This window comes from Streptomyces soli, from assembly GCF_003999195.1.
Classification (GTDB): Bacteria; Actinomycetota; Actinomycetes; order Streptomycetales; family Streptomycetaceae; genus Actinacidiphila; species Actinacidiphila soli.
In genome coordinates, this window is record NZ_RJVR01000292.1 from 36,638 (window position 1) to 59,295 (window position 22,658).

19 protein-coding genes are annotated in these 22,658 nt (G+C 70.5%); 7 read left to right on the forward strand and 12 right to left on the reverse strand.

Annotation, left to right across the window (positions count from 1 at the left end; all coding sequences use genetic code 11):
- Positions 1-277: 277 nt before the first annotated feature.
- On the forward strand, positions 278-2,743 hold the full coding sequence (locus EFK10_RS32235) for a sensor histidine kinase (RefSeq protein ID WP_127359183.1): 2,466 nt from the start codon (positions 278-280) through the stop codon (positions 2,741-2,743).
- Positions 2,744-2,757: 14 nt separating this feature from the next.
- Here the strand turns inward: EFK10_RS32235 and EFK10_RS32240 are convergent, their stop codons facing one another.
- The 4 genes from EFK10_RS32240 to EFK10_RS32255 form a co-directional block, all read right to left on the reverse strand.
- Positions 2,758-3,015: a calcium-binding protein gene (locus tag EFK10_RS32240; protein WP_240677609.1), complete on the reverse strand. Its 258-nt coding sequence runs from the start codon at positions 3,013-3,015 to the stop codon at positions 2,758-2,760.
- 160 nt (positions 3,016-3,175) lie between these two features.
- Positions 3,176-5,044: a phospholipase C gene (locus EFK10_RS32245; protein ID WP_127359184.1), complete on the reverse strand. Its 1,869-nt coding sequence runs from the start codon at positions 5,042-5,044 to the stop codon at positions 3,176-3,178.
- Positions 5,045-5,200: 156 nt separating this feature from the next.
- The gene (gene efeB, locus EFK10_RS32250) at positions 5,201-6,430 is read right to left on the reverse strand and encodes an iron uptake transporter deferrochelatase/peroxidase subunit (protein WP_240677610.1); all 1,230 of its coding nucleotides are present in this window, start codon (positions 6,428-6,430) and stop codon (positions 5,201-5,203) included.
- Entirely contained in the window at positions 6,427-7,674 is a 1,248-nt protein-coding gene (locus tag EFK10_RS32255) for an EfeM/EfeO family lipoprotein (RefSeq protein WP_240677611.1), read from the reverse strand. Before EFK10_RS32255 ends, efeB begins: the two co-directional genes overlap by 4 nt.
- Before the next feature lie 405 nt (positions 7,675-8,079).
- Here EFK10_RS32255 and EFK10_RS32260 point away from each other — a divergent pair, with 405 nt between their 5' ends.
- From EFK10_RS32260 to EFK10_RS32270, 3 genes are all read left to right on the forward strand, one after another.
- Positions 8,080-8,631: a hypothetical protein gene (locus EFK10_RS32260; protein ID WP_127359186.1), complete on the forward strand. Its 552-nt coding sequence runs from the start codon at positions 8,080-8,082 to the stop codon at positions 8,629-8,631.
- A 158-nt stretch (positions 8,632-8,789) separates the two neighbouring features.
- Positions 8,790-9,029: an MBL fold metallo-hydrolase gene (locus EFK10_RS32265; RefSeq protein WP_127359187.1), complete on the forward strand. Its 240-nt coding sequence runs from the start codon at positions 8,790-8,792 to the stop codon at positions 9,027-9,029.
- Between the two features lie 107 nt (positions 9,030-9,136).
- Positions 9,137-9,655: a methylated-DNA--[protein]-cysteine S-methyltransferase gene (locus EFK10_RS32270; RefSeq protein ID WP_127359188.1), complete on the forward strand. Its 519-nt coding sequence runs from the start codon at positions 9,137-9,139 to the stop codon at positions 9,653-9,655.
- On the opposite strand, the gene EFK10_RS47955 is transcribed toward EFK10_RS32270, so the two are convergent.
- From EFK10_RS47955 to EFK10_RS32305, 8 genes are all read right to left on the reverse strand, one after another.
- The gene (locus tag EFK10_RS47955) at positions 9,639-9,815 is read right to left on the reverse strand and encodes a hypothetical protein (protein WP_164836234.1); all 177 of its coding nucleotides are present in this window, start codon (positions 9,813-9,815) and stop codon (positions 9,639-9,641) included. The two genes, EFK10_RS32270 and EFK10_RS47955, sit on opposite strands and share 17 nt — an antisense overlap.
- 85 nt (positions 9,816-9,900) lie before the next feature.
- The gene (locus EFK10_RS32275; protein ID WP_127359189.1) at positions 9,901-10,884 is read right to left on the reverse strand and encodes an ABC transporter substrate-binding protein; all 984 of its coding nucleotides are present in this window, start codon (positions 10,882-10,884) and stop codon (positions 9,901-9,903) included.
- The gene (locus EFK10_RS32280) at positions 10,881-11,939 is read right to left on the reverse strand and encodes an ABC transporter permease (RefSeq protein ID WP_206305669.1); all 1,059 of its coding nucleotides are present in this window, start codon (positions 11,937-11,939) and stop codon (positions 10,881-10,883) included. Before EFK10_RS32280 ends, EFK10_RS32275 begins: the two co-directional genes overlap by 4 nt.
- Positions 11,940-11,941: 2 nt before the next feature.
- Positions 11,942-12,718: an ATP-binding cassette domain-containing protein gene (locus tag EFK10_RS32285; protein ID WP_127359190.1), complete on the reverse strand. Its 777-nt coding sequence runs from the start codon at positions 12,716-12,718 to the stop codon at positions 11,942-11,944.
- Positions 12,715-13,638, reverse strand: a complete 924-nt coding sequence (locus tag EFK10_RS32290) for a hypothetical protein (RefSeq protein ID WP_127359191.1) — start codon at positions 13,636-13,638, stop codon at positions 12,715-12,717. Before EFK10_RS32290 ends, EFK10_RS32285 begins: the two co-directional genes overlap by 4 nt.
- On the reverse strand, positions 13,635-15,038 hold the full coding sequence (locus EFK10_RS32295) for an FGGY-family carbohydrate kinase (RefSeq protein WP_127359192.1): 1,404 nt from the start codon (positions 15,036-15,038) through the stop codon (positions 13,635-13,637). The genes EFK10_RS32290 and EFK10_RS32295 overlap by 4 nt, the downstream gene beginning before the upstream one ends.
- Entirely contained in the window at positions 15,035-16,024 is a 990-nt protein-coding gene (locus EFK10_RS32300) for a LacI family DNA-binding transcriptional regulator (protein ID WP_164836237.1), read from the reverse strand. The genes EFK10_RS32295 and EFK10_RS32300 overlap by 4 nt, the downstream gene beginning before the upstream one ends.
- 2 nt (positions 16,025-16,026) lie before the next feature.
- On the reverse strand, positions 16,027-17,031 hold the full coding sequence (locus EFK10_RS32305) for a 1-phosphofructokinase family hexose kinase (protein WP_127359194.1): 1,005 nt from the start codon (positions 17,029-17,031) through the stop codon (positions 16,027-16,029).
- Positions 17,032-17,235: 204 nt separating this feature from the next.
- Between EFK10_RS32305 and EFK10_RS32310 the strand changes: the two genes are divergently transcribed.
- The 3 genes from EFK10_RS32310 to EFK10_RS32320 all read left to right on the forward strand — a co-directional run bounded on the left by EFK10_RS32310 (position 17,236) and on the right by EFK10_RS32320 (position 22,362).
- Positions 17,236-17,826 carry an AAA family ATPase gene (locus EFK10_RS32310; protein ID WP_164836238.1) on the forward strand — a complete coding sequence of 197 codons (591 nt, stop codon included), beginning with the start codon at positions 17,236-17,238 and terminating at the stop codon, positions 17,824-17,826.
- Positions 17,827-18,013: 187 nt separating this feature from the next.
- On the forward strand, positions 18,014-19,660 hold the full coding sequence (locus tag EFK10_RS32315; protein ID WP_127359196.1) for a phosphatase: 1,647 nt from the start codon (positions 18,014-18,016) through the stop codon (positions 19,658-19,660).
- Between the two features lie 497 nt (positions 19,661-20,157).
- Positions 20,158-22,362, forward strand: coding sequence for a phosphocholine-specific phospholipase C (locus EFK10_RS32320; protein ID WP_127359197.1), 2,205 nt, complete (start codon positions 20,158-20,160; stop codon positions 22,360-22,362).
- The last annotated feature ends 296 nt before the right edge of the window (positions 22,363-22,658 follow it).

Below are 22,658 nucleotides of genomic sequence, written 5' to 3' on the forward strand. Positions count from 1 at the left end.
GGACCACGTCAGGGGAGCGCTAACGGGGGGCCTCGCGCGAGCACCTGGGGTTTTGCTGTGTGGGAGCCGGTTTTCACCGGTAGCGCTGTCCCCATACATACAACCTTCCGGGGTGTATCCCACATGCCAGATCTGGCCTTCATCGTTCTCACCGTCGTGGTCTTCGCCGTGCTCGGCCTCGTCGCCAAGGGGACGGAGCGGCTGTGAGCATCGAGAACGTCGTCGGTCCGGCCGTCGCCGTGGCCCTGGTCGGGTATCTCGCCCTGGCCAAGTTGACGTGAGCGGGCCCGGCCGACTCAAGGTCTACCTCGGTGCCGCCCCCGGGGTAGGCAAGACCTACCGGATGCTGGACGAGGGCCGGCGCAGGGCCGAGCGCGGGACCGACGTGGTCGTGGCGTTCGCCGAGTGCCACCGGCGGCCGCGCACCGAGGGGATGCTCGACGGCCTGGAGATCGTGCCCCGGTCGGAGCGGGAGTACCGGGGCACTGCCTTCACCGAGATGGACCTCGACGCGGTCCTCGCCCGCGCACCGCAGGTAGCGCTGGTCGACGAGATGGCCCACACCAATGTGCCCGGCGGCCGTAACGCCAAGCGCTGGCAGGACATCGACGAGCTGCTGAAGGCCGGCATCGACGTCGTCAGCGCTGTCAACATCCAGCACCTGGAGTCGCTCAACGACGTCGTTGAGAAGATCACCGGTGTCCCACAGCGCGAGACCGTCCCCGACGAGGTCGTCCGCCGCGCCGACCAGATCGAACTGGTCGACATGCCCGCCGAGGCCCTGCGCCGACGCATGGCACACGGCAATATCTACGCGCCCGAGAAGGTCGACGCCGCGCTCTCGCACTACTTCCGGGTCGGCAATCTGACCGCCCTGCGCGAACTGGCCCTGCTGTGGGTGGCGGGGCGCGTGGACGAGGCGCTGCAGAAGTACCGCTCCGAGCACGGCATAGGCGGCGTGTGGGAGACCCGCGAACGCGTCGTGGTCGCCCTCACCGGCGGCCCGGAGGGCGACACCCTGATCCGCCGGGCGGCCCGGATCGCCGACCGGTCGGCGGCCGGTGATCTGCTGGCCGTACACGTCGCCCGCAGCGACGGGCTGGCCGACGCCTCCCCCGCCGCCCTCGCCGAGCAGCGGGTACTGGTGGAGAGCCTGGGCGGCAGCTACCACTCGGTGGTCGGCGACCACATCCCCACCGCCCTGCTGGACTTCGCCCGCGCCGAGAACGCCACCCAGCTCGTCATGGGCACCAGCCGCCGCGGCCGGCTCTCGCACTTCCTCACCGGCCCCGGGGTCGGCGAGACCGCCGTCGAGCTGTCCGGCGACATCGACGTCCACATGGTCACCCACGAACGGGCCGGCCGCGGCCGCCTGCTACCCACCACCCGCAGCACCCTGCCCCTGGCCCGCCGGGTGGCCGGACCGGTCGCCGGATTGGTACTGCCGGTGCTGCTGACCGGCCTGCTGGCCAACACCCGCGGCCATCTCAACCTCACCAGCGAGGCGTTGCTCTTCCTGCTGACCGTGGTGGGCGTGGCCTGTATCGGGGGCGTGATCTCCGCGCTGCTCGCGTCGATCACCGCTTCCCTGCTGCTCAACTACTACTTCATCCCGCCCGTCGGCCGGTTCACCATCGGCGAGGCCAACAACGTGCTGGCGTTGGCCGTGTTCGCGTCCGTCGCGGTGACCGTCGCGACGATCGTGGACCGCTCCCTGCGGCTGTCCCGGCGGGCCGCCAACGCCACCGCCGAGGCCGAGACCCTCTCCTCCCTGGCCGGGAGCATCCTGCGCGGCGACCAGGCCGTGGAGGCGCTGCTGGACCGTACGAGAGAGGCCTTCGGCATGGAGTCGGCCGTCCTAGTCGACCGGGACGGCGGGGCCGAGCCGGGGACCGACGACGGCGTGGTCGCAGTCCCGGTCGGGCAGGACAGCCTGCTGGTCCTGCGCGGCCGCCGCCTGGCCGCCTCCGAACGGCGGGTGCTCACCGCCTTCGCCGCCCACGTCTCCGCCGCCCTGGAACGCGCCCGGCTGGCCGAGGCGGCCGCCGAGGTCGAGCCGGTCAAGGCCGCCGACCGGATGCGTACCGCGCTGCTCGCCGCCGTCGGCCACGACCTGCGCACTCCGCTGGCCGCCGCCTGGGCCGCCGTCAGCAGCCTGCGCAGCCGCGACGTCGAGTTCTCCTACGACGACCGCGACGAACTGCTCGCCACCGCCGAGGAGTCACTGGACAAGCTCAACCACCTGGTCGACAACCTGCTCGACATGAGCCGCCTCCAGGCCGGCGCCCTCACCCTCCACCTGGGACCCACGGCCCTCGCGGAGGTGCTGCCGCTGGCCCTGGACACGCTGCCCGAAACCCCGGTGCCCGTCGTCGCCCAGGGGCTGGAGGAGACCACCGCCGTCCTCGCGGACCCGCCCCTGCTGGAACGGGTCCTGGCGAATCTGGTGGCCAACGCCGTACGGCACACACCCGAGGGCAAGCAGGTCCTGGTCAGCGCCAGCGCCCTGGCCTCCCGCGTGGAGGTGCGGGTCACCGACCAGGGCCCCGGCCTGCGCCCCGCCGACCGGGAACGGGTCTTCGAGCCCTTCCAGCGCCTGGGCGACACCGACAACACCACCGGCCTCGGCCTCGGACTCGCCCTGTCCCGCGGCCTGACCGAGGCCATGGGCGGCACCCTCACCCCCGAGGACACCCCCGGCGGCGGCCTGACCATGGTGCTGTCCCTGGCGGCTGTGCCGTGAGGCGCGCGGAGCTCCTACTGGTAGACGCGGTCGGTGCCGGGCCCTCCCGAGAGCTTGTCGGTCCCGGCGCCGCCGTAGATCACGTCGTTGCCGCTGTTGCCGTAGATCACGTCGTTGCCGCCGCGCCCGAGGATGGTGTCGTTGCCCGGGCCGCCGCGCAGGTCGTCGGCGTGGTCGGTGCCGACGATCGTGTCGTTGCCCGAGCCGCCGTCGGCGCCGTAGTCCGGGGCGCTGAGCAGGTCGTCGCCGGCGCCGCGCCAGCCAGCGCTCACCGGAGGGGACGCGGTGGCGGCCCACGAACTCGGCCGCCACCGCTCGGCTCCACCGTCCGACGTACGGCTCGTAGGCCGCACCGACGTCCCACACGTCGCCACCCATGCCTTCAGCGTAGGCATGGGTGGCGCGTCAGCGGCTCAGGACGCCGCGGAGGTGTCAGGCGTTCGACCTGCGCCGGCGGAAGGCGTAGGCGGTGGCCACTCCGCCTGCCGCGATGACGCCGGCCGCGAGACCGATCGGCAGGGCCGCGGAGGAGGAGTTCCCGGTGTCGGCGAGGGGCTGGGTGGTCAGGTTGTCCGAGGCCAGGGCGGCGGATCCGGCCGTGATGGCCTGGTGCGGGATCTTCTTCACGGACTGCACCGAGCCGTCCTGCTTCAGCAGCACCTGCTGGTTGTTCGGGTGCTTGAAGTCGAACATGCCGGACAGCGTGCCGGCCCGCGTGTCGAACGACGCGTCACCGATCCGGCCGGTGCCCCAGTTGTCCTCGATGAACTGGGTGATCGAGGCCTGCTCGGTCGGGGTGTGGTCGACCTTGTTGACCTTGCTGTACGGGGAGATGACGAGCAGCGGCTGCCGGGTGCCGGGGCCGCAGCGGTCGGCGTAGCCGCCGGCGGCGGCCGGTCCGCTCTGGCAGGCCGGGCTGTCGGTGGCCTTGCCGTTGGAGGCGAGGGCGGAGTTCGTCGAGCCGTTCAGCACGGTCGAGGTGGCGTGGTCGTACCAGCCGTCGGAGTCGTCGTAGGCGACGACGACGGCGGTGCTCTTCCACTCCGGGGACTTCTGCAGCTGGTTGATCTCATTGACCAGGAAGTGCTGCTCGTCGGTCGGGTCGGAGTAGCCCGCGTGGCCGTCCTGGTACTCGGACGCCTTGAGGAAGCTCACCGCGGGGAGCTGGTTCGCCTTGAGGGCGGCGTCGAAGTCGGTCAGGTCGTAGTTGTGGTTGGCCTGGCCGTTGTGGCCGATCTCGTTGACGCTGGCGGGCGCGAGGTGGTGCGGGTTGGATGTCGACTTGTAGTACTCGAAGGGCGAGTGGTGCGGGCTGTAGTCCTCCACCGCCGCGCCGCCGAGGTTGGTGTGGGTGGCGCCGGCGCACTTGGCGTAGTCGCCCTGCTTGCCGTCCCAGGCGGTGCTGGGCCGGAAGCCGCCCTGGAACCAGCCCCAGGTGACGTTCTTCGCGTTGAGCAGATCGCCGATGTTCTGGCCCTGCATCGCGGCGAGCGCGCTGGTGCTGGTGTGGTCCTTGTCCGAGCAGTCGTCGTAGGCCGGGTCGGGGTCGTTGATGACCGTGCCGACGCCCTTGGCGTCCGGGGAGACGACGGCGTTCGCGTCCGGGGTGGAGGTCTGCTTGGGGTTCTCCGTGCCGGTGGTGGGGTCGACGGAGATCACGCCGTGGGTCTGCCCGGCGACCAGGTTGAGCGCGCCCGGGGTGGAGGGGCCGAAGACCGAGCTGTACGACGCGTCGTTGAGCGAGTAGTGCTGGGCGTAGTTCCACAGGCCGGTGACGGTGTTGCCGTCGTAGTAGTCCATGACCAGGCCGGGCTCACCGAAGAGGCCGCCGCTGCAGGTGTTGGTCTCGGTGTTCTCGACGTACTTGTCGGCCTTGCCGTTGTCGGCCGCGTACTGCTCGGCACCGTACGAGTGGTTCTGGTCGCAGGTCATGGCCTGGGAGCTGCTGAGCCGCTTGGGCGCGTAGAGGTTGGGGTTCTTCGTCAACAACCCGGCATTGAGCAGGTTGTTGGCCTTGGGGGTCTGCTTGGCGGCCTTGAAGGTCGTCCCGTCGGTGTTGGCGGCCTGCGGGTAGGTCGCGAAGTAGTGGTCGAACGAGACGTTCTCTTGGTAGATGACGACCACGTGCTTGATCGGGGTCGAGGTGTGCGTGCTGCCGGAGTTGCTGCCCTGCGCGTCGACGGCCGCCGCGGGTGCGGCTCCACCGGCCGCCACCAGTGCGGCCGCGCCCAGAAGCGCGGCGAAGCTGATTCCCCGGCGCCGCGCGCCTGAGGTTCTTCCGGGCCTTCCTGTGCCGAACATGCTGTCTCGCCTTCCCAAGGGGGGTGCTGTTTTCCGCGTTTACGGCCGGATCCTCGGCCTCCGGGACAGCCTGCCGGGATTGCCGCGGTGGAGGACGGGTGAACACACGGTCAGAAGCTCCCCAAGATCTCTTGGCTCATTCTTGACCCGACCGTGTCAGGCGAGGAGCGACCGCCCGAGCCAGTCGGCGCTGTCCCGCGCCCCCGGCAGGGCGAAGAAGTAGCCGCCGCCGAACGGCTTGACGTAGTCGACCAGCGACTCTCCGGCGAGCCGCTTCTGTACGGTCTCGAACTGCCGGGCCAGATCCTGCTGGTAGCAGCAGAAGAGCAGCCCCATGTCGAGGTTGCCGTTGGAGTCCATGCCCCGGTCGTAGTTGTACGCGCGGCGCAGGATCCGCTGGTCGGCGGTGGCGGCGGTGCGCGGGTTGGCCTTCCGGATGTGGCTGTCCAGGGGGATGACGTCGCCCAGAGGGTCCTGGGCGTACTTGGGTGTGTCGGTCTCGTGCCGCCCGTCCAGCGGCGCGCCGGTGTCCCGGGCGCGGCCGAAGATCCGCTCCTGCTCGGGGAGGGAGACGCGGTCCCAGAACTCCACCAGCATGCGGATGGCCCGCACCACTTGGTAGCTGCCGCCGGTGGCCCAGGCGGGCTCGCCGTTGGCCTTCCCGACCCACACCAGGCGGTCCATCTCGCGGGCGTCGGTCGTGTCGGGGTTGGCGGTGCCGTCCTTGAAGCCCAGGTGGTTGCGGGGCGTTCCGGTGGGGCGCGGGGTGCTGACGAAGCCGTCCATCCGCCAGCGCACCTGCATACCGCCCCGGGTGTGCCGGGCGACGTCGCGCAGGGCGTGCAGCACCGTGTCCGTACCGGCGGCGCAGAACTGCACGCTGAGGTCGCCGTGGCACCAGTCCGGGTCGAGGTCGTCGTCGGGGAACGACGGCATGGCGGTGAGACTGCGCGGTCTGCGGTCCCCCAGGCCGTAGCGGTGGTCGAAGAGTGAGGCGCCGGCGCCGACCGTCACCGTCAGCCCGTCGGCCGGGAGTTGCGGCCCGAGGGTGCCGGAGTCGGTGGGCGGGGCGGTGATGCCGGCCGGGTCCGGGGTGCCACCGGCAGTGAGGAAGCGGGCCCGGTCGGTGATGGTGCGCAGCAGGTCGGCCAGTTCGCGGCGGCCGTCGGCGGTCACGTCGAAGGAAACGAACGCCGTGGCGCGCTGCGCCGGGGTGAGGATCCCGGCCTGGTGCCGACCGTGGAAGGGCACGCCCGTAGTCCCGGGGGCCGGCGCGGCGGCCGCAGTGCTGCGGTCGGCGGCCACCAGGCCGGTGCCTGCCACGGCCGCCGCGCTCGCCAGGAAGCCCCGACGGCCCACGCCGTTGGGGATGTTCGGGCCGTTCACGCCGTCCTCCGTATGTCGGTCAGGACGGCGACGTCGGCGAGGCGCTCGACGACTCCGCCCAGGTCGGCGTTGACCTTCTCGCGCTGCGTACGGTCCAGTGCGGACAGCGGTGTCCAGCGGCCGCCGTGTTCGCAGGCGTCGAGGGTGCGCCGGGTGCGGTCCAGCCAGGAGTCGAGCTCCGGCAGGCCGGTGTCCCGGGTCTTCAGCAGGGGGCGGAGGTAGCCGAGCAGCGCCTCGGTGCCGTCGAGGTTGGCGCGGGCGGTCGCCAGGTTGGTGCCGCTGCCGTAGTCGGTGCGGCCGGTGAGCTCGAACTGCACAGTGTTCTCCAGGATCTCGTGCGCCCGCAGGCCCAGGTCGGCCGGGTTCATCCGCTGCTGCGGCCAGCTGTCGCGCAGCGCCCGTACGGCCTTGTCGAGGCGGTCCGCCGGGCCGCGCAGGCCGTGCGCCGACTCGCCGTGCCACAGGCCGTACTCGATGCGGTGGAAGCCGGTGAAGCCCGCGTCACGGACGCCACCGCTCAGCCCGGCGGTGGTGCCGTTGATCGCGGCATCGGCGTCGCCGAAGGTGCCGTAGGCGGCGCCCATGCGCTCGTACACCAGGTGCGCGGGCAGCCAGGCGGCCCGGGCGGCGGCGAGGTCACCGCGATCGACGGCGGCGCGCAGGACGTCGGTGCGCTTGACCAGGTCGGCCATGCGGGCCTGGATCCACTTCTGGTAGGCCAGGGCCGCTGGGATGAGGTCCTGCTGGGTCACCGGCACGGCTGCCGGGCCGGTGCTGGTCCCCCCGGTGATGCGGACCGTGGGGCCGGTGACCGCGTCCGCGTCGTCGGGCACGCACTTGAAGGCGTACGAGCCGCTGCCGAGGGTCACCGGCATCCGGCGGACGGCCCCCGGGCCGAGGCCTTCCACCTCTGCGTAGACCGCTCCGGTCTTCGCGTCGGTCAGAAACACCTCCGCCGCCCCGCCGGAGGTGTTGCGGACATCGAAGACCTGCTTGCCGGGCTCCGGGCGGGTCCAGCCGCGCCCGCACCCCCCGGGCGAGACCTCGACGGAGGTGTGCCGCAGACCGTCGGAGGCCGACGCGGCCGCCTGCCGTGGCCTGCTCCGCGTCCAGCCGCCGACCGCCAGCACCCCGGCGGCGACCGCCAGGACCGCCACGATCGCGCCGCCCGCGAGCAGCACACGGCGCCGCCGGACGGCGGCACCGGGCGGCGCGGATACCGGGACAGGCCGGGGCTCGGGCACTCCGGGCCTCCAAGAGGGGTCGTAAGAGTCGTACGGATGGACGAAAGACGCGCAGATCATCCTAGGGAGGCCGGCCGGCCTCGAACGGCCCCCTGACCATAGGCAAAGCCAGAATTCGCCCGCGGTTAACCCGATCCGTCCCTCCTGGACAACCGACGGGCCGTCACCTTGTCGCTCCCCCTCGCCACCTCATGGGAATCGCATGGGGAACCGACAGCTCATTCACATTTCCTTCCTGACATGGCCTTTACTTGCGATTGGGTGTGTTCACGTCATCGCGCCAGGGTCGGGGCCGTCCTGTTCGACAGGCGACTCCCCGTGCCGCGCTCGCCGGAGCCGACCCGGCGGGCGCGGCGGACGGGGCCGACTGTTCCCGGCACAGGTTCATCCGCAATACTGCCCGCCGTGGAAAAGCGCATAGGTCCGTTCATCCCGCCCGTGCACGCCGCCGGGACAGATCCGGCGTACATCCCCGGCCTGTCGTCCCCCAGCCCTGCCGGAGCGGACGACACAGCCGAGGAGAAGGCGGCCGAGCAGCCGCCGGACGACGCCGTCGTCCAGGACGCCCCGGAGGACGCCGCCGACGACGCGGCCGACTCCGCAGAGGCGGCCGATCAAGCTGAGGAAGCCGAAGAGACAGAAGAAGCCGAGGAAGCCGAGGAAGAAGACGGCGGCCCGGTCTTCAAGGTCTCCGACCGCCGCGGTTCCATCACCGCCGACCGCACCGGCGTCCGGTTCACGCTGGACGACCAGGAGGCGGAGTTCGACTGGGAGGAGATCGGCGCGGTCGAGGTCGACACCCCCCGGTTCGGCCGCCGGTTCACCGTCACGGTCTACACGGGCACCAATCGCTGGTTCGAGGCCGAGGTCGAGGCGCCGGCCAGGAGCGACCTCAAGGTGTGGACGGACGAACTCGACGTCGCCCTGGACGCCTACTTCGAGCGCTCCGAGCCGTGACGGCGTGACGGCCCTCGGCCTGTTCCATTCCGACCTCGGCCCCGCCGACGCGCCGGCCGTGCTCCTGGTGCACGGCTGGGGCGACGACGGCCGCGAGTGGTCCACGAGGAGCGCCCGGACCGCACGGTCCGGCTCATCCAGGACTGGATCAAGGCGTCATGACGCCGCCCCCGCGGGTCCGCCACACCGCCGAGGACATCACCACCCTCGCCGAGACGGAGGACGGTCTGGTCGCCGCCACCCACCTCTGGTGGAGCGAAGAGGGCCCCGTCGAGGACCCCCTCGCCAGCGACGGCGACGCCCTGACGGCTTCCCGGCAGCAGCTCCTCGCCCTACGGCCCAGCCTCATCATCCCAGGTCACGGCGCTCCCTTCCGGCCCGACCCCGCGCGCGGCTGACCCGCGGGGGAACGGAAAACGCGACGTCCGAATCCCGCCAGACGGCGAGCGGCACAAGCGGCAGACTCGTACGCGTAGCCAGAAAACAGCCTGCAAAGGGAAGAGCGATGACCATCTACGCGACGTTCGACAGCCCGTTGGGCGAGCTGCTGCTGGTGGGCGAGGAGTCGGCGACCGCCAACGGCGGCACCGCCCTCACCTCCCTGTCCGTGCCCGGCCAGAAGGGCGGAGTCGCCGTCGTCCAGGACGGCTGGCGGCACGACCCGCAGGCCTTCGCCGAGATCGTCCGGCAGCTGACGTCGTACTTCGACGGCACGCTGACCCGCTTCGCCATCGAGTACACCGCCGGCGGCACCGCCTTCCAGCAGCGGGTGTGGAGTGCCCTGGAGACCATCGAGTACGGCACCACGCTCTCGTACGCCCAGGTCGCGGACCTCGTCGGCATCCCGCGGACGGCCTCCCGCGCCGTGGGCACCGCGATCGGCGCCAACCCGCTGCTGGTGGTCCGCCCGTGCCACCGCGTGCTGGGCGCCAACGGCTCGCTGACCGGCTACGCCGGCGGACTGGAGCGCAAGCGACAGCTCCTCGACCTCGAGAACGTCCGCCAGGTCACCCGGCTGCGGTGAGGGCGCCGAGGGCACTGGCCTGGGTGCGCCAGTCGGTCTGGTTGCGGCTGGTGCCGGCCCAGCGCTCGCCGAGGGCGTTGAGGGAGGTGCGGTCGTGCGCCCAGAGAGTGTCCGACTGCTTCTGGACGTACTGCTTGTAGGTGGCGGATCCCTGACCCAAAGGCTCCCGCCGGGCTCAGAGCGTCCGGAGGGCCGCCCCGCCAAGGGCCAGGCGAGCGGGCATGCCCGCTCGTCTGGCCGTCGTTTCAGCAACCGGCCTTGTACACCGCCGCCTTGCCCGCGGCGGAGTTCAGGTTGGCCTTGGTGACGATGGTGAAGCCGGTCTTGATGGAGGCGGTGGTCGATTCTCCCTTGAGGGCCTTGACCGCCTGCTGGATGCCGTCGGACCCGATGGTGGCCGGCTGCTGGGCGATCAGGGCCTGTACGGTGCCGTCCTTGAGCGCCCTGACCTGGTCGGGCCCGGCGTCGAAGCCGATGATCTTGACCTTGTTCTGCTTGCCGGCCTGTCGGACGCCGGTGGCGGTGCCTTCGGCGGAGAACAGGTTGGAAGCGAAGATGCCCACGATGTCGGGGTCCTTCTGCAGGGCCGCGCTGACGATGGACGCGGCCTTGGCCGGGTCGTTCTGGGAGTACTGGACGCCGAGGTAGGTGAAGGCCGGATCCGCCTTCGCCGCGTCGGCGAACCCCTTGTCGCGGGCGTCGGTGGTGCTGATGCCGGGCTGGACGCCGACGACGAGGACCTTGCCGCCCTGGGGTGCCAGCTTCTTGACGGCATCGAAGGCCGCCTTGCCACCACCGGAGTTGTCCGAGGCGATCGCCGAGACCGCCACCGACGGGTCCGACACAGTGGTGTCCACGAGCACCACCTTGATGCCGTTGGCCTTGGCCTGCGCGATCGGCTGCTGCATCGAGGAGACATCGGTCGGCGCGATCAGGATCGCGTCCGGCTTCGACGCGATGACCGACTGCAGGATCGGCGTCTGCAGAGTCGGATCGAACTTCTGCGGCCCCTGGGTGGTGACGGTGACGCCCTCGGCCTTCGCCTCCGCCTGCACGCCGCACTGCATGGTGATGTAGAAGGCGTCGCCCGAGACACCCTGGATGAACGCGATCTTGTAGGCCTTGCCCGAGGCGGAGGAGGAAGAGCCGGACGAGCCCGAGCCGCATGCCGCCGTCACGGTGAGCAGAAGCGAGGCGACCGCCGCGCGGAACACGATCTTACGGTTCATCGTGTGCGTCCTTTCAGGAAAGAGAAGCGTGGGGACTTCCCACGCTGTGCCGCGGTGCGGCGCTTCTGATCGACATAGACCACAGCGATGAGCACGGCACCGACCACCACCTGCTGCCAGAACGGCTGGACGTTGGTCTGTACGAAGCCGTTCTGGAGCACGATCGGGATGAAGAGCCCGACGACGGTCCCGAAGACCGAGCCCACCCCGCCGAACAGGCTGGTGCCGCCGATCGCGACACCGGCGATCACATTGAGCGGCGTGTTGGACTGTCCGCCGATCGTGGTCGACTGGAAGAAGGCCAGGTTCAGGATTCCGGCGAACCCGGCGAGGAGGCCGGCGAGCGCGTACACCTTGATCAGGTGCAGGTCGACATCGAGACCGACGCGGCGGCCGGCCTCGGCGTTGGAGCCGACCGCATAGGTGTACAAGCCGAAGCGGGTCCGGTGGAGCAGGACGATGCCGACGACCACCACGACGGCGGCGATCACCGACAGCGTCGGGATCTGCCACACCACATTCCCGAATCCGACCTTGCTGACCAGCACTTGGGGCGCCGACCGCAGGTCCAGGCCCTTGGTGATGATCTGCGCGAACCCGAGCGCGGCGCTGAGCGTTCCCAGGGTGACGACCAGCGCCGGCACCTTGGCCTTCGCGATCATGAAACCGTTGAAGAGGCCCCAGCCCAGGCCGCAGCAGCACGCGACCGCGGCGCCGGCCAGCGCGGTGCCCCAGCCCTGGCCGCCCATCGCGTCCATCGTCTTGGCGGCGACGACCCCGCTGAACACCAGCACGCTGCCGATCGACAGGTCGATGCCGCCGGTGATGATGACGAAGGTCATGCCGACGCCGAGCACCGCGTAGATCGAGGTGTTCTGGACGATGCCGCGGATGTTGAAGACCGTCAGAAAGGTGTCGGGCCGGGCGATCCCGAAGACCGTCATCGTGACGGCGAGGAGCACCAGGATCTGCAGCGCCTGGAGCCGCCGCAGCCGCTGGCCGCGTGAGGCGTCGGTGATGACGGTGTTCGTCCCGCCGCCGGTCGTCGTTGCCACGATCACGCCTCTCCCTGTTGCTGTCCCTGTTCCTGCTGAAAGGCGCCGGTCATGGCGCCGACCAGCTCCTCCATGGTGGTTTCCGACGTACGGAAGGTCGCGACCCGGCGGCCCCGGCGCATGACCTGGATGCGGTCCGACACCTCCATCACATGGGGCATGGAGTGGCTGATGAAGACCACCCCGATGCCGCCCGCGCTCACCCGCCGGATGAGGTCCAGGACGTGCGCGGTCTGGACGACCCCCAGGGCGGCGGTCGGCTCGTCCAGGAAGATGACCTTGCTCGCCCAGGCCGCGGCTCGCGCGACCGCGATGCCCTGGCGCTGCCCGCCGGACATCGAACCCACCGGCCCGCCCAGGTCGCCCACGGTCGCGCCCAGGTCGTCGAAGGCCCTACGGCTGCGCTCGCGCATCCGGGTCACGTCCATGAAGCCGAGTCGGCCCAGCACCCCGGGGCGCATCATTTCGCGGCCGAGGAACATGTTCTGTACGGGGTCGAGATGGGGGGCGAGCGCCAGGTCCTGGAAGACCGTCTCGATGCCGAGCGCCTGGGCGACCGTGGGGCTGCTGATCTCGACGGGTTCGCCGTTGAAGCGGATGGTCCCGCTGTCCGGGGGCTCGCTGCCGGACAGGGCGCGTACGAGCGTGCTCTTGCCGGCGCCGTTGTCGCCGATCAGGGCGACCACCTCGCCGGCCCGGACCTCGAAGTCGGCGCCCGCGAGCGCCTGGACCTGTCCGTACTCCTTGCACAGCCCGCGGGCCTCCAGCAGTGCGGTCATCGTCCGCTCACCGCCTCGGTCCACGGACGGGCGCGGCCGGCGACGGCGGTGAGGCAGGCCTCCAGGCGAGGGCGGGCCACCGTGTCGAGGAACTCGGCGCGGGCCGGGCCGTCCAGGCCCACCGCCTCCTTCCAGATGGAGCGTCCGGCGATGAACCCGGAGGCACCGCCCTCCTCGCAGGCCTCGCACAGCACCCGCTGGAACTCCTCGAACCCGACGCCGGCGGACAGCACCGCCCACGGCTGCCGGACCGCATCCGCGATCCGCCGGCAGCCCCGCACGGAACCCGGGTACTCCAGCTTGATCAGGTCGGCACCGGTCCCGGCGATCAGCGCGGCGGCCTCGACGATCAGGTCCGCGCGTTGACGGTCCGTCAACTTCTCGCCGGGAAGCGGATAGATGAGGTTCTCGATCACCGACGGAATGCCCCCGGCCGCGCAGTCGGCGACGACGGTGCGCACCACCTCGAGCACCTCTGCCGCGATGTCGGGTCCGCCCGGCGGACGGTTTGGCCGTAGCTGGACCAGGAACTTCACGGCATGGCCTCCCATGGCTCGTACCCAGGCGGCGTCGAATACGGGATTGCGGTGGGTGCGCGGCTCGCCGTGGTAGTCGCCACGGTCGGCGGGCTCCGCGGCGACCAGCAGCCCGCAACTCGCGGCCAGGGCGCGGGCTTCGGTGACGGCGGGCACTCCGTGGGTCGGGTCGAGCAGGATCCCGCTGGCGAGCGGGGTCAGCGCGGCCGCGACGTCGACCTTCACGGCCCGCAGGTCGGAGGCCTCGGCAGGGTGGTCCGCGGCGGCGAACATCCGCTTGAGGGTGTTGCGCTGGTCCATGGCCACGATGGAGAAGACACCGTCGGCGTCCGCGATGCCGGCGAGTCCGGAACGGGAAGTACGGGAATCGGTCGCGTGGTTCATGCTGTGGTCTGTTCCTTCCGGGATCGGTGGTGCGGGTCCGCCACGGTGAACAGCGGCGACAGCGCCTCGACGGTGGCCCCCTCCAGCGCGGCGCAGGCGGCGAACAGTGCGGCCCCGAGAGCGCCGGGCTGGTCCACGGGGCAGAAGGCGAGCCGTGGGATGACCGAGGCCTTGCTCGTACGGACACTCCGCAGCCGGGTCCACCCGCCGGCCGCGACAGCCCGGCTGTGGTCGCCCACGACGCTCTCCATGTCCGCCAGCAGGCCGGAGGTCCGATCGGCGATGTGGGCGAGGGTCGCCGCCCAGGCCGCGTCAGGCGTGACACTGTCCCGTAGCCGCAGGATGACATCGTTGTCCTCGCCCGCGCCGCCCTGGACGGAGAGGTGGCCCGCCGGGTCGGCGTCCGGTGCCCAGCGCCGGTCGAGCGCGTCCCGGCGGCCGGGTTCGTGGGCGCCCACCAGGTCGAGGATCCGCCGCATCAGCAGCCCCGACCGCATCCCGCCCATGAGCGCGGAGTGCCCCGGCAGCGCGTGGCGGCCGACGTCGACGCCCAGGCCCACCAGGCGCGCCCGGTCGCCGTCGCCGAGGGTGCCGGGCACCGAGCGGAGCAGCACCTCCGCCGTCCCGCAGGAGTCGAACAGATCCGACCGTCCCACCGCGCCCGCCCCCACCGCGGCGACCGGATGGTCATGTCCGGCCACCGTGACGACGGCCGCGGCCAACTCCGGTACCTCGCAGGAGGCGACGCGCCCAGCGGCCACCCCGGCCGCCAGCAGCGGAGGAAGGAAGTCCCGCCGGACGCCGAGCGCCGTAAGGGCGTCGTCCCACGGCTCGCCGGTCGCCTGGTCGAGCAGCGCGGTGCGCGAGGCGAGCGACGGCTCGCTGATCTGCTCGCCGCAGAGGGCGTACGCGATGAACTCCGGCACATTCAGCCAGCGCGAGCCGGGGCGCGGGGCGAGGCCGGTCCGGCGGAGGTGAAGCAGCTTGGGCAGCGTCCACTGGGCGATAGGGGCAAGGCCCGTACGGGCGGGGAACTCGGCCAGCAATCCGGCGTCCAGCTGCTTGAGTTCGCGTCCGCCACGGTCGTCGAACCAGGCGATGACCGGCGACAGCTCCTCGCCCCGGGGGCCGACGACCACGCCGCTCTCGCCGAGTCCGGCCAGGCCGATGCCCAACACCCGTACGCCAGGGCTCGCTTCGGACAGGGCGTCCGCCACGGTGGCCAGCACGTCACCGAGGAGGGCCGCGCCGGAGGTCTCGACGCGCCCTTCGGCGGTGGTCGTCCAGGTGGTGGGCCGTCGGGCGAGGGAGACGCGGCGCCCTTCGGGGGTGATCACCAGGGCCTTGGTGTCGGTCGTCCCGAGGTCGACGCCCACCACGACGTCGTAAGGCAGGGTCATGGCGCCAACTCCCCGCTGCCCCGCGCCAGGACCTCCAGTGGCGCGGTGATCGTCTCGGCGGCGAGTTTCTCACCGGCGAGCCTGCGCAGCAGCCGGTCCGCGGCCAGCCGGCCGATCAGCTCGGGCGAGTGGTTGACCACCGAGACACCAGGGGTGAGGGCGTCGGCCATCGCGAAGTCGCCGAAGGAGACGAAGGCGACGTCGGTCCGTCCGGTCCGGTGGAGGGTGGGCAGCGTGAGCAGCGAGCAGCGGGTGTTCGCGCTGAAGATCGCGGTGGGCTGCTCGTCGAGTGCCAGCAGCCTCTCCACCGCGTGGCGGCCTTCGGTCAGCTGGGGTTCCATGTGGACCACGTATTCCTCGGGCGTCGTGATTCCGGCCGCCGACATGGCGGCCTGGAAGCCTTCGAGGCGGTTGCGGACGGTCGCGATGTCCAGCCGGTCGCCGACGAACGCGATCCGGCGGTGGCCGTGCGCCAGCAGGTGCTCGACGGCCATCCGCGCGCCCGCCCGGTCGTCCACCAGCACGGCGTCGGCCTCCAGGCCGATCGCCTCGCGGTCGATGAAGACGATCGGATAGTGGGCCGAGCGGAGGTAGGAGTGGTCGTCGGTGACCGACGCGACGATGAGCCCGGCGATCCTGCGGTGTGCCAGGCCGTCCAGTACGGTCCGCTCGCGTTCCGCAAGCCGGCGGGTGCTGGCGACGATGACGGTGATGTCGCGGTCCAGTGCCATCCGTTCGATCTCGCCGATCACCCGGGTGAAGAAGGGGTCGGAGACCTCGTCGACGACGACGGCGATGGTGTCGTCGGTGCCGCGTCGCAGCGAGCGGGCCAGGGGGTCGGGGCGATAGTGGAGTTCGGTGACAGCCCGTTGCACGCGCTCGCGGGTCGCCGCGGAGACCCGGGGGTCGCCGTTGATGACCCGCGAGGCAGTCTTGGTGCTGGTCCGCGCGAGCCGGGCGACCTCGCTCAACTTGATCCGGGGCATGATCATGCTCCGCCTCCGGCCACGACCCGCGCCGGCCCCTGCGCTTCGATCCGCGCGAGCAGCGCCTCGACCCGGGCGGGGTCGACGCCACCGGCCCGCAGTTGCTCGCACGACGCCGTGGCGGTGGCAGCCCCGCGCAGCACCGCGGCACGCCAGTCCACGGCGGACCGGGCGCCCGAGGCGGACCCGAGGCTGAGGGCGACCCCGGCCACGAAGGAGTCCCCGGCGCCCACCGCGCTGACGACGTCGACCGGGACCGTACGTATCCACTGGACGGTGCCCGAATCGGCTTGGGCGAGGGCGACCCCGGCATCCCCGGCGGTCACCGCGGCGGCGCGGGCGCCCAGCCGGCACAACGAGCGCGCCGCCTCGGCGGCCCGTTCAGGGACATTGCTCTGCGCGTCGGCCAGCACGGCACCGGAGGTACCGGAGATCGCCGACTCGGCCTCCTGGAGGTTGGGCGCGACGAGATCGGGCCCGCTGGCCAGCGTGGCCCGCAGCCCGGCGGGGGCGGTGTCCACCAGGGCGAGGGCGCCTTCGCGGTGGGCCGCCTCGACCAGCCGGCCGTACGCGTCGGCGGGCGCCCCCGGCGGCAGGCTGCCCGAGCAGACCAGTACGTCGTGGCCCGGCAGGTGGGAGCCGATCGCGGCGGCGTACCGTTCCCAGACCCCGGGCGCCAGCGTCGCGCCGGGCTCGTTGACCACGGTGATCCGGCCGAGCTCCTGCTCGATCATGATCATCGCCATCCGGACCCGCCCGGGCGCAGGCACCTCCAGGACCTCCGCACCCTCGGCGGCCAGCAGTCCGAGAAGTTGCCGCCGGTCCTCCTCGGCCACCAGCCCGGCGAGCAGCGGCCGCCCTCCGAACGCCCGCACCACGCGGGCGATGTTGACTCCCTTGCCGCCCGCGGTGACCTCGACCTCGGCTGCCCGCATAACGGCACCCGGCACCACCCGGGCGAGGAACTGGGTCCGGTCCAGACACAGGTTCGGCGTGGCGATCAGCAACGGTGGCTCCTGTCACAGACCCGGAAAAACACTGTTACCGCAGGTGGGTGGCGTATGACTGGCGGAGTTCTGCCTGGCGTGACCACCAGTGGGTAATCGATGTCACGCGCGTTCTGGTTGGGGACTATGCGCCGGGGCTGATGTGTCGTCAAGGGAGAGGACAGATTTCAGGAACATTTCCCCCGTCTGGGTTACGGTGCCGCGGTGACCACCGGCGGCACCCAACACGCGGCCGTGACCGGCCTGCCCGTCATCGTCGTATGCGGGCCGCCCGCCACCGGGAAGTCCACCCTCGGCGCGGCCCTGGCACGCGCTCTCGGAGCGGCGCTGCTCGACCAGGACGTCGTCACCGGCCCGCTCACGGCGGTGGTCGCCCGGCAGCTCGGTACCGACGACCTGGACAGTCCCGTGCTCGGCGGCGCGACCAGGACCGCGCGCTACGAGACCCTGCACGCGGCAGCCGAGGACAACCTCCGGGTCGGCCGCCCGGTCGTCCTTGTCGCCCCCTATACGACGGAACGGCGCGACCCGGCGGCCTGGCAGCGGCCGGCCGACCAGCTCCGCGCGGCGGGCGGGACGCCGTTCATGGTCTGGCTGCACCTGGCGCCGGCCGGCCTGCTCATAAGGCTGCGGGAGCGCTCAGCGGCCCGCGACCGTGAAAAACTGAAGGACGAGGAGCGATTCCTGGCCCTCACCGACCTTGACCCACCGGCGGTCCCGCATCTGGCAGTCGACGCCTCGGAGGGCACGGGCGAGCAGTGTCGGAGAGTCCTGGAATTCCTGGACGACAACTGACGGATCGGAAGTAGTGGCGCCATGCACCGGCAAATGATGGCGTGCCAGCAACAAAGGTGAGCCTTCACTTACTACACGATGACCTTAAATTTCACTTATATGACACCAAACTGACGTTACGACAGCTTTTCGGTGACGGGGGCTATCTCTTGACTGTGTGCACTGCCCCTCTGGAAGGTAATCGAACATGGCTAAAAAGAGATCCCGTATCGTCGTCGCCATAGCAGTGGTGACAAGCGTGGCCGGAGCCGGCCTCGTGCTGTCCCCGGACGCCGCGGGCGCCAGTGACGGCGCGGCCGGCTGGTCGTCGGTGCCCGCCGTCTCCGACGTCCGCGGAATCACCGCGCCGAACGTCCTGTCCTTGGGGCTGACCGAGAGCGCGGTGGCGCAGGGCTCGCTCAAGCTGGAGAACCCGACGCCCGAGGTGCCGTACTACGGCTACCTCGGCAACGGCTCCCTGGTGCCCGACCCAGCCATCGCCCAGGCGCCGGGCGTCAAGATCGAGGCCAGCAAGACCGACCCGGACAAGAACACCTACCTGAAGCTGCCGGGCCAGCACGGCGCCGACAAGAACTACGACTACGGCAAGAACTTCCTCTACCAGGGCCACGAGATGGGCGGGGTCGGGGTCATCACCCGGATCAACCTGGACGCCGACCAGGCGCACCGGGTGACCCTGCTGGCCAGCAAGCAGGCCGACGGCTCGGCGCTGCCGACCCTCGACGGCTCCACCTGGGACCCGTGGGCCAAGCGGCTGCTGTTCACCGCCGAGAATGGGAACGTTGCCACCGTTGTGCAGGCCACCCCGGACATCAACTCGAAGGTGCAGGACGTCTCCTTCGTCACCGGCCGCGGCGGCTACGAGGGCATCCAGAACGACTCCGCCGGCAACCTGTGGATCGTCGAGGACATCGGCGGCAGCACTGTCGGCACCAAGGCGAAGAACCCCAACAGCTTTGTCTACCGGCTGATCCCGTACGACAAGCACGACCTGACCAAGGGTGGCAAGCTCCAGGCGCTCCAGGTGGTCTCCCGGCGCACCGGCTCGGCGATCGGCTACCAGAACGCCGACGCCACGCACCCGAACGGCGGCGCGTTCAGCGACGACATGAAGGACCTGGCGAACTACGGTCCGTCGCTCACCACCCACTGGGTGACCATCCACGACACCAAAGTGGACACCAGCGGCAAGGCGTTCGACGCCAACGCGCTGGCGAAGGCCGCGAGCGCGACCCCGTTCAAGCGCCCGGAGAACGGCCAGTTCCGTCCCGGTACCGACTTCCGCGAGTTCTACTTCGACGCCACCGGCGACACCAACACCGACAGCAGCGCCAATGACGGGTACGGCGGCTACGGCACCGTCTACAAGCTCACCCAGAGCGACCCCACTTCCGACGACGGCAAGCTGAGTGTCTTCTACGCCGGCGACAAGGCGCACACCGGCCTCGACAACGTCACCTTCCTCGACCGCACCCACGTCGCCTTCGTCGAGGACGCCGGCGACACGCTGCACGCCCAGCGCAACGCCCTGGACTCCGGCTACGTCTTCGACACCTCCGCCGACTACTCCGGCGGCACCCAGCCGGTGCGCTTCCTGGCCGAGGGCCGTGACCCCTCCGCCACCCTGGACAACATGCTGGCCGGGGTGAACGGCGGCACCCAGAACGACGGTGACAACGAGATCACCGGTATCCACGCCTCCGACGGCGACGCGAGCACCGGCGGCATCCTCGGTGCCAAGGTGCCGACGCTGTTCCGGAACGGCTGGCGGCTGTTCTGGAACCAGCAGCACGGCGACAACTACGCCTGGGAGATCACCCCGGCCGACAAGTAGAGGTGCGACCGGCGGGTAGCGGGTAGCGGGTAGCGGGTAGCGAACGATGTCCCGCCCCCGCTCCGCGCCCGAACCCGAGCTGACTCACGGTCGGTCGCCAGGTCGCATGCGGACCGGGCTCCTGCCGGTCCGGTCCTTCCCATGAGACAGCGCACGCGAAGGGCACGGCCTCCCGAAGAATTGGTCCAGGCCACTACAAAGCCCCAGGCTTCCGACCTGGGGCTTTGTAGTCGCGCGGTGCACGGCCTCCAAACTCGGCCGCCGCATGCTCTCCGTACACCCCGAACAGCAGCCGAACATCACGGGAGTGTCGCGCTCGTTCGTATTCCCGTTCGTTGTGCGCCGTCGAACGACGGTCAAACCTGAGAAGCGAGTTCGACCCACGATTATTGATCGCTTCGACCAGTATTCAGTTCGATTTCGTCCGAATAGCGTTCGGCGCCCATACCTTTTGGCGGTCTGTCTACCTACTTACCGTTACCGGAGAGGTATCGCACATGCCCGATCTTTCTCGTAGAGGCTTCGTCGGCGCAGCCGCAGCGGTCACCGGGGCCGCAGTGGTCGGCGCCGCACTGCCGGCCACCGACGCCCAGGCTTCCCCCAAGCCATCAGTGAAGCCTCATCACTACGGGGACATCCGCGACATCAAGCACGTGGTGATCTTGATGCAGGAGAACCGCAGTTTTGACCACTACTTTGGCTGCCTCAAGGGTGTCCGGGGCTTCGGCGACCGCTCGACCATCACACTGCCCGGCGGAGGGTCGGTGTTCCAGCAGCCGACGACGGCACCCGGCCAGCCCGTCACGACCACTCAGTACCCGTGGCACCTGAGCGACGCCCCCGCGTCGGCCTACCCGGCCGGTCACCAGCCGCCCAGTTCAAAGGTTGGTGCGCAGGGTTACGGCGGGACAGCACACTCCTGGGACGACCAGCACGTTGCCTGGTACGGCGGCCTGATGAACGGCTGGGTGTCCGCCAAGGGTGGCCCGACGACGCTCGGCTACGTGGACCGGACGGACATCCCGTTCCACTACGCCCTCGCCGACGCCTACACGGTCGGCGACGGGTACCACTGCTCCGTGACCAGCGCGACCGGCCCGAACCGCACGTACCTGTGGAGCGGCACGATCGACGCCCAGCAGAAGTACAGCAGTTTCGTCGCCTACAACGGCGGTGACGAACGGGGCAAGAACCTGCTCTGGGAGACCTACGCGGAGACGCTGCAGAAGGCCGGCCTCACCTGGAAGGTCTACCAGGGTGCGGACGACTACGGCGACAACGGCCTGGAGTACTTCAAAACGTTCGCCCAGTACGACCCCACTCAGGGCGGCACGCCCGCTCCCGGTAACGCCTTCTACGACAACGGCGTAGCCAATGTCCCCGAACCCCTGACCGGCCTCACCGCCAACGCCGACAACCTCGCCAACGCGATCAAGGCCGACGTGGCGGCGGGAACGCTGCCGAAGGTGTCCTGGGTCGTGACCAACCAGGCCTTCTCCGAGCACCCGGACGGCGCGCCGAACGACGGCGCGTACTATGTGAACAGCGTCCTCGAAGCGCTCAACTCCGACCCCGACGTCTTCAACTCGACCCTCGTGATCCTCAACTATGACGAGAACGACGGCCAGTTCGACCACGTGCCGCCGCCGGCTCCGGCGCCGGGGACGAAGGACGAGTTCTACCACGAGACGTCCGGCACCCTCGCGAGCTACGGCGCGCTGCCGGTCGGCCTCGGCTTCCGCGTTCCGCTGATCCTGATCTCGCCGTGGACGCGGGGCGGCTGGGTGACCTCGGAGGTTTCCGACCACACCTCGGCGATCCAGTTCCTGGAGAAGTGGACCGAAGCCCTCGGCACGCCTGCGATCTGCCCGAACATCAGCGCCTGGCGCCGCAGCGTCTGCGGTGACCTGACCGGCGCTTTCGACTTCACCTCACCGGTCTTCGGCCTGCCGGAATTGCCCCAGACCGCCGTCATCGGCGACCCCGTCGGCGGCGCCTACCATCCGCCGGTCACGACCAACGCGATGCCGAAGCAGGAGCCGGGCACCAAGCGGGCGCGGCCGCTGCCCTACCAGCCCAACGCGAACCTGGACGGATTCACCTTCGGCAGCAACGGGACGGTCGAGGCGAAGCTGTCGTTCAGCAACAACGGACCGCACGCCCGCAAGGCCAGCCACTTCGCCGTCTACAACAACGCCGCTCCGGCCCAGTCGCTCGCCGACTACCCGGCGAAGTTCCCGGGGCAGTACACGGTCGACCCGTCGCACACCATCTGGAACAAGACCGTACCCGGGTCGGTCGAGATCGGCGCGGGCAGCGGCGAGGGCAAGTACGACCTGACCGTCGTGGGCCCGAACCGCTTCCTGCGGCACTTCACCGGTGACGTCAACGCCGCCGGCGAGACCGTGCAGGTGGAGGCGGTGTACTACCAGGGCGGCTTCGGCCCGAAGGCCAAGCTCGCGCTCGAGCTGACCAACAGCAGCACCAAGGCTGTGACGTTCACGATCGTGTCCAACAACTACTCGGAGGACCGCGCGAAGACCTATCACGTGCCCGCGCACGGCCGCGCGACGCACACTACGGACCCGCTCGCGTCCAGCAACGGGTGGTACGACCTGTCGGTCACGATCAGCGGCGACAACTCCTGGTCGCGGCGCTACATCGGCCACCTCGAGGACGGCATGAACAGCATCACCGGCTGACCGGCCGGCCGTCACCGATCGCCGCCTGGATCGCATCGTGCTGCTCGACGATCCAGGCGGCGATCTGGGCCCGCGGGTGCCGATCGCGTGTTGATGGCGGTGAGTCCGTCCGGCGGCCGTCTGGAGGGCCTCGGCACTCTCGTCATTGAGATTCCTTCCGGGGTGGCGCACGGAGGCCGACTGGGAGAGCGCTCTCCCGTCGCCAATACGCGACGGCTGCCTCAACGCCTGGAAGTGCATCTCCGGCCACACCGGCGTCGCCCTCGGCGCCACCCTCTTCCGCTACGGGACGGAGA